At 63.2% G+C, this 12547-nt stretch carries 9 protein-coding genes; all 9 read left to right on the forward strand.

The annotated features are described in order from the left end of the window. Positions 1–19: 19 nt before the first annotated feature. The 9 genes from AB4Y85_RS15775 (at position 20) to AB4Y85_RS15815 (ending at position 12458) form a co-directional block, all read left to right on the forward strand. Positions 20–2239: a hybrid sensor histidine kinase/response regulator gene (locus AB4Y85_RS15775; protein WP_441985865.1), complete on the forward strand. Its 2220-nt coding sequence runs from the start codon at positions 20–22 to the stop codon at positions 2237–2239. Next, positions 2236–3309, forward strand: coding sequence for a chemotaxis-specific protein-glutamate methyltransferase CheB (gene cheB, locus AB4Y85_RS15780; protein WP_441985866.1), 1074 nt, complete (start codon positions 2236–2238; stop codon positions 3307–3309). The genes AB4Y85_RS15775 and cheB overlap by 4 nt, the downstream gene beginning before the upstream one ends. Continuing rightward, positions 3306–5024 (forward strand): response regulator, encoded by a 1719-nt coding sequence (locus tag AB4Y85_RS15785; protein ID WP_441985867.1) that lies wholly within the window; start codon positions 3306–3308, stop codon positions 5022–5024. The genes cheB and AB4Y85_RS15785 overlap by 4 nt, the downstream gene beginning before the upstream one ends. Further along, positions 5024–6943, forward strand: a complete 1920-nt coding sequence (locus AB4Y85_RS15790) for a response regulator (protein WP_441985868.1) — start codon at positions 5024–5026, stop codon at positions 6941–6943. Before AB4Y85_RS15785 ends, AB4Y85_RS15790 begins: the two co-directional genes overlap by 1 nt. A 242-nt stretch (positions 6944–7185) precedes the next feature. Continuing rightward, positions 7186–8787 (forward strand): ABC transporter substrate-binding protein, encoded by a 1602-nt coding sequence (locus AB4Y85_RS15795; RefSeq protein WP_441985869.1) that lies wholly within the window; start codon positions 7186–7188, stop codon positions 8785–8787. 65 nt (positions 8788–8852) lie between these two features. Next, entirely contained in the window at positions 8853–9863 is a 1011-nt protein-coding gene (locus AB4Y85_RS15800) for an ABC transporter permease subunit (RefSeq protein WP_441985870.1), read from the forward strand. Continuing rightward, positions 9860–10774, forward strand: a complete 915-nt coding sequence (locus AB4Y85_RS15805; RefSeq protein WP_441985871.1) for an ABC transporter permease subunit — start codon at positions 9860–9862, stop codon at positions 10772–10774. Before AB4Y85_RS15800 ends, AB4Y85_RS15805 begins: the two co-directional genes overlap by 4 nt. A gap of 2 nt (positions 10775–10776) precedes the next feature. Next, entirely contained in the window at positions 10777–11634 is an 858-nt protein-coding gene (locus AB4Y85_RS15810) for an ABC transporter ATP-binding protein (RefSeq protein ID WP_441985872.1), read from the forward strand. Next, positions 11631–12458, forward strand: a complete 828-nt coding sequence (locus AB4Y85_RS15815) for an ABC transporter ATP-binding protein (protein WP_441985873.1) — start codon at positions 11631–11633, stop codon at positions 12456–12458. Before AB4Y85_RS15810 ends, AB4Y85_RS15815 begins: the two co-directional genes overlap by 4 nt. Positions 12459–12547 lie beyond the last annotated feature (89 nt).

Here is a 12547-nt window from a genome sequence, read left to right on the forward strand (position 1 = left end):
ATGTGAGGACGAGCGCAAAGTGACGGATATCCGCAAGCAATTGCTGGCCGCCTTCGATGTGGAGCATCGGGAGCATCTGCATGCGATCCGTGTCGCCCTCGACAATGCGGGGCGAGGCCAGATCGACCTGACGGATGTCTTTCGCCGTGCGCACAGCCTGAAGGGCGCCGCCCGCGCCGTCGATCTGCCTGCCGTGGAAGAGGTCGCGCATCAGCTCGAAGCGCTCTTCTCGCAAGTGCTCGACGGCGAGCGTTCCCTCGACGACCCCACCATTGCCACGGTACGCCGCGACCTTGATACCATCGAAGATCTCGTCGCGAATGTTCTGCGCCCGCAGGGAGAACCCGCCGCCGCATCCAAGCCTGCGCCGCCACAGCCGAAAGGCCCCGCGCCTGAGGTGAAAGCGACCGCGCCTGCAAAGCAGGAACCCTCACCATCCGCTGAAAGCGCCGGCGCCTATCTTCGCGTGTCGGCGGATCAGATGGAGGATCTGTCCGGTTCCATGCACCAGCTTCTCGCGGAGCTGCAGGCGGATGAGGCCATCAACGACACGCTGCGTCAGATCGAGCTGGAGGCGCGCAGCCTCAGGCGAAGCTGGGAGCAGCTTCATGCGCAGGCCGCTATCATGGCATCCTCCGCGCAGTCGGGCGCCGATGCGCCCGCGCGCGCCGGCGCATCCTTCACGCCGCGCCTTCGCGATTTCGACCAGAACCTGAAGACGCTGCTGCGCGGCCTGTCCAATCTCTCCCGCGAGCAGCGGCAATCCGCCTGGTCCATCGGTCAGGCGGCGCGGCAGGTGCGCGAGGATATCGACCGCATTTCGCTCGTGTCGGCGGAAACGGTGTTCGGTAGCTTCGGCCACATGGTGCGCGAAATCGCGCGCAATGAAGGCCGCGACGTGTATGTGCGCAGCATCGGCCTCGACATCCAGGCCGACCGCCAGGTCCTTCAGGCGCTGAAGGACCCGGTGATGCATCTGTTGCGCAACGCCGTGAGCCACGGCGCGGAACCCGTCGCCGAGCGCATCGCCAAAGGCAAGCCGGAGCGCACGGAGGTGACGCTCGAACTTGCCTCGCGCAACGGACGCCTGACCATCAGCATCCGCGACGACGGGCGCGGCCCCGATCTCCAGCGTATCGAGCAGGTCGCCGTCGAGCGCGGCCTTATCCCGCCGCGCCTGGAAGGCAACCCGCCGCCGATGATCGATCAGCTGCTCTCGCTGGTCTTCGCGCCCGGCTTCTCGACCGCGGACGAGGTCGATCGCCTCTCGGGCCGCGGCATTGGCCTCTCCGTGGTGGCGGAAGCGGTGCGCAAGATGCAGGGCTCGGTTCTGCTGCGGCCACGCTTTCCCGCCGGCACCGAGGTTCTGCTGAACGTGCCCTTCACCGCTGCGCGCCAGCCTCTCCTGTTGATGGAGGCGGAAGGGCGCATGTTCGGATTGCCGGCCCATGCGGTGGTGCGCCTGCTGCGGCTGAGCACGAGTTCCCTCGAACATGTGGAGGGACGTCCTGCCGCACGGATCGAGATCGAGGGGCAAGACGTTGTGACTCCTGTGATCGCCCTTGCAGCCCTCACAGGATCCGCCAATGCCCCCATCCCCACCGAGGCCGGGAGCGTGAAAGCCGTGCTCATCCGCCATGGCTCCCGCACCTGCGCCCTTGCCGTCAACGCGTTCCATGACGTGCGCACCACGCTCGTCAGCGACGTGCAGGCCATCGGCTTGAGCGAAATGGTGTCCGGAACGATTCTCCTCGAGAACGAAATGCCCGCGCTCGTGCTCAGCCCCGAGCGCCTGATCGACCATTGGGTCCGGAACGAAAGCAGGCTCGCCGCCGCGGGCCTCGGCCTAGCCGTCGAGGCGACACAACAGGCCCGGACGATCCTGGTGGTGGACGATTCCATCACCACCCGGACGCTCGAAAAGAGCATCCTGGAGGCTCAGGGCTATCAGGTGCTTCTCAGTGTCGACGGCCTCGATGCGCTCAATGTGCTGCGGTCGGGCGAAGCGATCATCGATCTCGTCATCGCGGACGTGGAAATGCCGCGCATGGACGGCTTCGGCCTGCTCCAAGCCATCAAGACTGATCCGCGCCTCTCGGCCCTCCCGGTCATCCTTATGACCTCGCGGGCTGACCCGGAAGATGTGCGCAAGGGTCTCGATCTCGGAGCGAGCGCCTATATTACCAAGCAGAAGTTCGACCAGCGCGAGTTGCTGGCGACGATCGGGCAGGTTTTATGAGCGACTCGTCTCAATCGCGGGTCAGGGTGATGGTCGTCGAGGATTCCCTCGTCGTCCGGCAGCTGCTCGTCCACATCATTTCCCGGGATCCGCGCCTCACAGTCGCCGCCGCCGTGGAATCGGCGGAAGAAGCGCTCCAAGAGATCGACCGCGTTCAACCGGATGTGATCTCGATGGATATCCGCCTTCCGGGCATGGACGGGCTGGAAGCCACCCGCCGCATCATGACGGAACGCCCGACCCCCATCGTGGTGATCGCCGACAGCATCGAGGATTCCTCCCTCAAGATCTCCATGAACGCGCTTCGCGCAGGTGCTCTCACCGTCGTGGAAAAGCCGGTCGGCGTATCGAGCGCCGGTTATGCGGGCATCGCCGAGACCATCTGCACCCAGCTCTACATCATGAGCCAGGTTCCGGTCGTCCGGCAGCGCTCCTTCGCCTGGCGTTCAGTGGCTCCCGCATCGGTTTTCAGCCGCGAATCGGAGACGGACCTCTCCCGCCCCAGCATCATGGGCATCGCGGCCTCGACGGGCGGCCCCCCAGCCCTCGCCAAGGTCCTCGGCAGCCTGCCCGCCGATTTCCCTCTGCCGATTCTCCTCGTCCAGCATATGGGCGCGCCCTTCATGGAGGGGTTCGCCTCCTGGCTGAACGGGCTGATGCCCCTCGACGTGCGCCTCGCTCAGGATCAGGAAATCCCGGTCGGCGGCCGGGTCTATGTGGCGCCGGGCGACCGGCATCTCATGCTCTCGCCCGCCGGCACCCTGCGGGTGAGTGGGGAGCCGCCGATCGGCAACCAGCGCCCCTCCGCCACCGCCCTGTTCCGATCGATGGCGAAGACGGCCGGCCGGCGCGGGCTCGGGGTCATTCTCACCGGCATGGGCGAAGATGGGGCCAAGGGCCTCGTGGAACTGCGCCAGGCCGGCGGATACACCCTGGCCGAGGACGAGACCACCGCCGTGGTCTACGGCATGCCGGCGGCGGCCCAGCGCATGGGCGGCGCCCGTATCAGCCTGCCCCTCGACCTGATCGCTCCCCGAATCCTGAGGCTGACACGGGGGGAGGCTGAATGAGCGCAGGCGCCGTGGCCCAGGCCGCTCATATTCTCCTCGTCGAGGATTCCGAAACGCAGGCCCTTCAGCTCCGGTACATGCTGGAGACGAACGGCTTCAGCGTGTCCTGGCACGCCACCGCCGAGGCGGCGCTCGACGGCCTGAACGAGAAGCTGCCCGACCTCGTGATCGCCGATTACCACCTGCCCGGCATGAACGGCGACGAGCTGACCCGCCAGATGCGCCTGAACGTGCGCACCCGGGCTACGCCCGTGATCATGCTGACCGAAGCCCGCGAGCGGGGCGTGGAGCGGCAGGGGCTGGAGAGCGGCGCCGACGCCTATATCTCGAAATCCGCCGAGCAGGAGCTGATCATCCTGCGTATCAAGGCTCTCCTGCGCCGCCGGGCTCCGCCGCCCGAATCGAAGGATGAGAGCGAGGCGCCGAGCTTCGGCACCTTCCGCCGCGCCTGCGTTCTCGTTGTCGATGACAGCACGACCCGGCGCATCGCCATGCAGGATCTGCTCGCCCGCGAGGGCTATTCCGTCACCCAGGCCAGCGATGCCGTCGCCGCGCTCCAACAGATCCGCAGCCCCGGCTCCACCTGGGACTGCGTGCTGGTCAATCTCCTGAGCCCCAGCTTCGACGGCATCGAGCTGTGCCGGCAGCTCAACACCTATCGCGGCCTTGCCCCCATGCCGGGCATGGAGGTGCCGAGCTTCGCCATTGTCGGCCTCGGCAACGAAGAGGGAGGCGACATGCTCGCCCGCGCTTTCTCCGCCGGTGTGGACGACATCGTGCCCACGACCGTGGAGCCCGACGTGATGCGGGTGCGCATCCGCGCGCTCGTGCGCCGCAAGCTCATGCAGGACGAGAACTGGCGCATCGAGGCCGAGCTGCGCGGGCGTGAACTGGCGCTGGCCCGCGCCCGGGCGGAGGCGGCGTCAGCCGAGGCCCTCGCCAAGGCGAATCGGGAGCTGGAGGAGGCGAATCAACGGCTGAAGGGAACACAGGCCCAGCTCGTCCAGGCAGCCAAGATGGCCTCCTTGGGCGAATTGGTGGCCGGCATCGCGCATGAGATCAACAATCCGCTCGCCTTCGTTCAGGCCCATCAGGGAACCGTGGAGCGTCTTTTAGGCGAGATCGCCACGAGGCTGCCGCCCGAGACCGGCCTGGAGCGGCAGGTCGCCAAGTCCCAGGACCGGGTGGGCGCGATGAAGCTGGGTCTGGGGCGGATCCAGGAGCTCGTTCTCAATCTCAGGCGCTTCTCACGCCTCGACGAGGGCGATTTCCAGACCGTCAACGTGCCGGAATCCATCGAAACCGTGCTGGCCCTCCTCGGCCATAAGATCGGGGCGCGGATCGATGTCCGCCGCCGTTACGAGGCCGCGCCGGACCTTTATTGCTCCCCAGCCCTTCTCAACCAGGTGGTGATGAACATCGTCGGCAACGCCGCCGATGCGATCAAAAGTACCGGGGCGATCGATATTGAAACCGAAAGCGACGAGACAACCTATACCATCAGGATCAGCGATACGGGTCCGGGCATCCCAGCAGAGCTGAGGGAGCGAATTTTCGAGCCGTTCTTCACGACAAAATCCGTGGGGTCCGGAACCGGGCTTGGCCTTGCGATTGCCTATAGCGTCGTTCAGGCCCACAAAGGATCGCTTACGGTGGATGAGGGGCCTCTCGGCGGCGCTTCTTTCACCATCACGATCCCGAGACGAATTGGTTGATGATGCTTGCGAGTGAGATGAAAGCGGAAAACGGAACGATCCTGGTCGTCGATGACGAGCCGGACATTCTCGTTGCGCTCGAGGATCTCTTCGAGGGCGATTACCGCGTGCTGACCGCATCGTCGCCGATCAAGGCGCTCGACATCATCAAGCATGAACCGGACATCGCGATCATCATCTCCGATCAGCGCATGCCGGAAATGCCAGGCGATGAATTTCTCGCCAAGGCGCGCATCTCCACCAATGCGGAAGCGATTCTCCTGACGGGTTATGCGGATCTGAAAGCGGTCATCGGCGCGGTCAACAAGGGCCGCATCATGGCCTACATGCCCAAGCCCTGGGATCCCGACGCGCTCTCCAACATGGTGGCCGTCGCCTATCAGCGCCGCCGACTCGCGCAGGAACTCGACACCGAGCGCGCGCTGCTGCGCGGCCTGATGGAAAGTTCCGACGATCTGATCTCCTTCAAGGATCGCGACGGACGATTCGTGCGGCTCAATTCAGCCAAGGCGAAAAGCATCGCGGGTCAAGCGGATGCCTGCATCGGCCATCGTGAGCGCGATTTCGTTTCGCCCCAGCGTGCGCAGATGATCGAAGAGGCTGAACGGCGCGCCATTGCTGCGAAAGCGCCCGATGAAGTCGTCGAGGAACGCATCGGCGCTGAGAGCGAAACGCAATGGTTCCTCATCAACCACATTCCGATCCTCGATGAATCGGGCGCAGTGACGAAGCTCGCCACCATCGAGCGCAACATCACCGAGCGCAAGCTGATGGAGATGCGCCTGCGCCAGGCCGACAAGATGCAGGCGCTCGGCACGCTCGCCGGTGGCGTGGCGCATGATTTCAACAATCTGCTCATGGCCGTGCTCGGCAGTCTCGATCTCGCCTCCCGCCGCGCGCCCGATGATCCGCGTCTCACGCGGCTTCTGCAGAACGCAACTTACGCAGCCGAGCGCGGCGCTTCGCTGACGCAGAGGCTTCTGAGCTTCAGCCGGCAGCGCGACCTGCGGCTCCAGGCCGTCGACGTCAACCAGGTGATCGTCGAGATGAACGATCTGCTGATGCGCACGCTGGGCGGCATGATCCGCATCGAGAAACAACTCGCGGACAGCCTTTGGACGGCAATGGTCGATCCGGATCAGCTCGAACTCGCGATCCTGAATCTCTGCATCAATGCCCGCGACGCGATGCCGGAGAACGGCATCCTCACTCTTTCCACGCGCAACGAGAATGTCGAGGACGGGCGCATCGCGGATCTCGCCCAAGGCGAATACGTGGTGATCGCGGTGGCGGATACGGGCACGGGCATTCCGCCCGAGGTCCTGTCGCGCGTGCTGGAGCCGTTCTTCACGACCAAGGATGTGGGCAAGGGAACGGGCCTTGGCCTGCCGATGGTCTATGGCCTTGCGCAGCAATCCGGCGGCACGGTGGTCATCAACAGCACATTGGGCGCGGGCACCACCGTGGAACTCTATCTCTCGCGCACCAGCGTGGAAAACCCGAAGGATCCCGCCCGGCAGGTGGAAACCGAGATTGCCGCCCGCAAGGTGCGCGTCCTCCTGGTCGACGACGACGCGGAGGTGCGGACCGTCACGGCCGCCTATCTCTCCGAGATGGGCCACCGGGTGGTGGAAGCCGCCGACGGCGCGACGGCGCTCGATATACTCCGGGCGGACAACCATCTCGACCTGCTGATCGCCGACTTCGCCATGCCTGGGATGACCGGGACGGAACTCGCCGACAAGGCACGCCTCGTCCGGCCCGATCTCGGCGTCCTTCTGGTGACGGGCTATGCGGACCCGGCCCGGATGCCGGACAAGTACCTGCTCCTGAACAAACCCTTCAGCCGCACGGATCTCGCCGCCAAGGTCGTCGAGGCTGCCCCTACGGAACAGAGCGAAGCCTCGGCTTCGGCTTGACCGAATTTACCAATTTGACGCTGAGCTGTGGATGAAAATCCGGTCAAGCCTCAGGAATCCTTTAAAATCGCGGAAAATTGACATCGCAGGAAATTCAAAATTCGCGCCGGAAAGGCATGAAATGGTAAAATTCGTCTAAAATTCGTCCAAGCTTGCGTGGATAGATTGACATTATTGGGGCTTCGCACCTTAACTTCGTCACAGAACGGCCACGAGTAGCGCCGTCTCAGAGGACCAACATAATGAAGAAATCAGCCCTTTTCGCAGCGATCTGCGTTCCGGCTTTCCTGGCCGCCGCCCCGCTGGCCGCCAAAACCCTCGTTTACTGCTCAGAGGGCAGCCCGGAAAACTTCTATCCCGGTATCAACACCACCGGCACCTCCTTCGACGTGAACGAGCACATCTACGACAATATCGTCGATTTCGAGCGCGGCGGCACCAAAGTCGTCCCCGGCCTCGCCGAGAAGTGGGACATCTCTGCTGACGGCACAGTCTACACGTTCCACATCCGCAAGAACGCGAAGTTCCACTCCAACAAGAATTTCAAGCCGACCCGCACCCTGAATGCCGACGACATCGTGTTCATGTTCGAGCGTCAGTGGAAGGAAGAGAATCCTTATTTCAAGGTGACGAGCCCGAACCACTCCTACTTCACCGACATGGGCATGCCCAAGCTGCTGAAGTCGGTCGAAAAGGTCGACGACTACACCGTCAAGATCACGATCAATCAGCCTGAAGCCCCGTTCCTGGCGAACCTCGCCATGCAGTGGGCTGGCGTCCAGTCGAAGGAATATGCCGATGCCATGCTGAAGGCCGGCACCCCTGAGAAGGTCGACCAAGACCCAATCGGCTCCGGCCCGTTCTCCCTCGTGCAGTACCAGAAGGATGCCATCGTCCGCTTCAAGGCTTTTCCTGAGTACTGGGGTGGCAAGGCAAAGATCGACGATCTCGTGTTCTCGATCACGCCGGACGCCTCCGTTCGCTGGGCCAAGCTCCAGAAGGGTGAGTGCCACGTGATGCCGTATCCGAACCCAGCTGACATCGAGGCCATTAGGAAGGACCCGAACGTCACGCTGATGGAGCAGGCCGGCCTCAACATCGGCATGCTCGCCTACAACACCCAGAAGAAGCCCTTCGACGACGTGCGCGTCCGCAAGGCGCTCAACATGGCCATCGACAAGAAGGCTCTCGTCAAGGCGATCTATCTCGACTCGGGCGTCCCGGCCATCAACCCGATCCCGCCGTCCATGTGGTCGTACAACAAGTCCGTCAAGGACGACGAGTACAACCCGGAAGCCGCCAAGAAGCTTCTCGCCGAAGCTGGCTATCCGAATGGTCTTGAGACCGATCTGTGGGCCATGCCCGTCCAGCGCCCGTATAACCCGAACGGCAAGCGCATGGCCGAGCTGATGCAGGCTGATCTCGCCAAGGTTGGCGTGAAGGCTGAGATCAAGTCCTATGAGTGGGGCGAGTATCGCAAGCGCGCCCAGGCCGGCGAGCACCAGATGGTGCAGCTCGGCTGGACCGGCGACAACGGCGATCCGGACAACTTCCTTCACACCCTGCTCGGCTGCGCCTCGGCACAGAGCGCCTCGGGCTCGAACGTTGCGAAGTTCTGCTACAAGCCCTTCGACGATCTCGTCACCAAGGCGAAAGTCGTGACCGATCAGGCTGAGCGCACGAAGCTCTACGAGCAGGCTCAGGTGATCTTCAAGGAGCAGGCTCCCTGGTTTACGATCGCCCATGCCGTGCAGCTGAAGCCCGTCCGCAAGGAAGTGGTTGACTTCAAGCTGTCGCCTTTCGGTCGCCACACCTTCTACGGCGTGGATATCAAGGGTAAGTAAGGCTTTTCCATTGGCCTCCGGCGGAGCAGCTTCTGGCTGCTCCGCCTTTTTCCGTTTTATAAGACATGATCCGCTTCATCCTGACCCGACTGAGCCTCCTCATTCCGACCTTCATCGGAATCACACTGGCGGCCTTCTTCCTAATCCGGCTCGTCCCTGGCGACCCGATCGAAACCATGGCCGGCGAGCGCGGCATTGATCCCGTACGCCACGAGCAGCTCAAGAAGGATTTCGGTTTGGATCAGCCCTTGCTGGTTCAATACGGAATCTATGTCAGCCGCGTGCTGCATGGCGATCTCGGCAAATCGATCGTCACGCGGGAATCCGTGCTGACTGAATTCCAGAGCCTGTTTCCGGCAACGGTCGAGCTGGGCATCTGCGCCATTCTGTTCGCTCTGATCCTCGGCATTCCGGCAGGAATTCTGGCTGCGGTGCGGCGAAACTCGATCTTCGATCACGGCGTGATGGGGATTTCCCTGACCGGATATTCCATGCCGATCTTCTGGTGGGGCCTGATCCTCATCCTGCTGTTCTCCGTACAATTCGGCTTGACGCCGGTCTCGGGCCGCATCGACGTGATCTATTACATCGAGCCGGTCACGGGCTTCCTCCTGATCGACTCGCTCCTGTCGGATGATGAGGGCGCATTCAGGTCGGCTCTCGAGCATCTGATCCTGCCGACCATCGTGCTTGGGACCGTGCCGCTTGCGGTCATTGCCCGCATGACGCGCTCGGCCATGCTCGAAGTTCTGGGCGAAGACTATATCCGCACGGCGAAAGCCAAAGGTCTTTCACGTTTCCGCATTATCGCCCTGCACGCCCTGCGCAACGCCATGATCCCGGTCGTAACCGTGATCGGCCTGCAGATCGGCGTGCTGTTCACAGGTGCCATCCTGACCGAGACGATCTTCTCATGGCCGGGCATCGGCAAATGGCTGATCGAGGCGATCTTCCGCCGTGATTACCCTGTACTTCAGGGAGGCATTCTGCTCGTCGGCGCCATCGTCATGAGCGTGAACCTGATCGTCGACCTGACTTACGGCATCATCAATCCGCGCATTAGGCATACGCGATGACAACTGAAACCATGGAAGCTCCGTCCGTCGCCGCGCCGACGGCCACCCCGCCCCACCCCTTCCGCGAGTTCTGGGGCTATTTCAGCGCCAATCACGGCGCCGTCGCAGGCCTTGTCGTGATCGTCGTCGTGGTGCTGCTCGCCCTGTTCGCGGATGTGGTGGCGCCTCACTCGCCTTACATCACCGACACCACCATCGCCCTGAAGCCGCCGTTCTGGCAGGAGGGCGGCTCGATCGCCTATCCGCTCGGAACGGACCCGATCGGACGCGACATGCTCTCGCGCCTCATCTACGGCGCGCGTCTGTCGCTTTTGATCGGCATCATGGTCGTAACGGTATCGATCTTGATCGGCACCGTTCTCGGCCTTGTCGCCGGTTATGTGCGCGGCTTGACCGAGATCGCCATCATGCGCGTGATGGACATCATCCTCACCCTGCCGAGCCTGCTGCTGGCCATCGTGATCGTCGCGATCCTGGGCCCCGGCCTCATCAACTCGATGACGGCCGTGGCGCTTGTGATCCTGCCGCATTACGTGCGCCTTGCACGCGCGGCCGTCATCACCGAGGTCTCGAAGGATTACGTCATGGCGGCCCGCGTCAGCGGTGCCGGACCCTTGCGCCTGATGTTCAAGGAAGTGCTGCCGAACTGCACCGCGCCTCTCATCGTGCAGGCTTCGCTCGGCATCTCGACCGCGATCCTCGACGCCGCGGCGCTCGGCTTCCTCGGCCTCGGCGCACAGCCGCCGTCGCCTGAATGGGGCACCATGCTGGCCGATGCGCGTGAATTCGTGCTTCGCGCCTGGTGGGTCGTGACCTTCCCCGGCTTCGCGATTCTCATCACGGTGCTGGCCTTCAACCTTCTGGGCGACGGCCTTCGCGATGCCCTCGATCCGAAACTGAAGAGGTCCTGATCATGGCGCTTCTTGAAATCGAGAATCTCGTCGTCGAGTTTCAGACCACTACCGGCATGTTCCGGGCGGTCGACGGGGTGTCGCTGAAAGTGCACGAGCGCGAGGTGCTGGCCATCGTCGGCGAATCCGGCTCGGGCAAATCCGTGTCGATGCTCGCCGTGATGGGGCTCCTGCCCTGGACGGCGAAGGTCACCGCCGACAAGATGACCTTCAACGGCCGCGATCTCCTGAGCCTGTCCGATTCCGAGCGCCGCAAGATCGTCGGCAAGGACATCGCGATGATCTTCCAAGAGCCGGTGGCAAGCCTCAATCCGTGCTACACCGTCGGCTTCCAGATCGAGGAAGTCTTACGCTTCCATCTCGGCCTCGGACGGAAGGAACGGCGTGCCCGCGCCATCGAGCTTCTGACCGCCGTCGGCATTCCCAATCCCGCCGAGCGCCTGGATTCGTTCCCGCACCAGATGTCGGGCGGCCAGTGCCAGCGCGTGATGATCGCCATGGCCATCGCCTGCAATCCGAAACTGTTGATCGCAGACGAACCGACCACCGCGCTCGATGTCACTATCCAGAAGCAGATTCTCGACCTTCTCGTGGATCTTCAGGCCAAGTATGGCATGGGCATGATCATGATCACGCACAACATGGGCGTGGTCGCAGAGACCGCCGACCGTGTCGTGGTGCAGTACAAAGGCCGCAAGATGGAAGAAGCCGACGTTCTGTCGCTGTTCGAGAACCCGCGCAGCAACTACACGAAGGCCCTTCTTGCCGCGTTGCCGGACAACGCCACGGGCGACCGTCTGCCCACCATCGCCGATTATTTCAAGGACGGAAGCGAGATCGCCGGAGCGGCCGTATCATGAGTATTGTTCTCGAAGCCAGAAACATCGTCCGGGATTACCAACTGCCCGGAGGCCTCTTCTCCAAGGGCGGAGTCGTTCATGCCGTCAAGGGCGTGAGCTTCTCGGTCGAGCGGGGCAAGACCTTGGCAATCGTCGGCGAAAGCGGCTGCGGCAAGTCCACGCTTGCGCGCATTCTCACGCTGATCGATCCCGCGACGTCCGGTGATCTCTTCATTCAAGGGAAGAAGGTCGACATCGCGAAGGGTGACCTGACGAAGGATCTGCGCCGCGAAGTGCAGATCGTATTCCAGAACCCCTACGGCTCGCTCAACCCGCGCCAGAAGATCGGCGACGTGCTGACCGCGCCGCTGGTGATCCAGGGCAACGTTCCGGCAGACGAGCGCCGCGAGCGCGCCATGACCCTGCTGAAGAAGGTCGGACTCGGCGAGGAGCATTACAACCGCTACCCGCACATGTTCTCCGGCGGCCAGCGCCAGCGCATCGCGATTGCCCGTGCGCTGATGCTCAACCCGAGCCTGCTCGTTCTCGACGAGCCGGTTTCCGCCCTCGACCTTTCGGTTCAGGCACAGGTGCTGAACCTGCTGGCCGACCTGCAGGACGAATTCAACCTCACCTACGTCTTCATCAGCCACGACCTGTCGGTGGTGCGCTATATCGCCGATGAGGTGATGGTGATGTATTTCGGCGAGGCGGTGGAATACGGCACCCGCGAAGCGTTGTTCTCCGATCCGAAGCACGACTACACCAAGTCGCTTTTCGCGGCGACGCCCCGCGCGGATCCCGCGAGCATCAAGGCGCGCCTGGCGCGGAAGAACGCTGCCTGAAGGCGTTCACCTTTGTCGAGCATTGCAATCCCGGACGGCGCGAGCCCTCCGGGATTTTTTTTGGGTGAAGAACTCTCCACACGTCATCA

Origin of the sequence: Microvirga sp. 2YAF29 (genome assembly GCF_052114605.1) — a bacterium.
Lineage (GTDB): Bacteria > Pseudomonadota > Alphaproteobacteria > Rhizobiales > Beijerinckiaceae > Microvirga.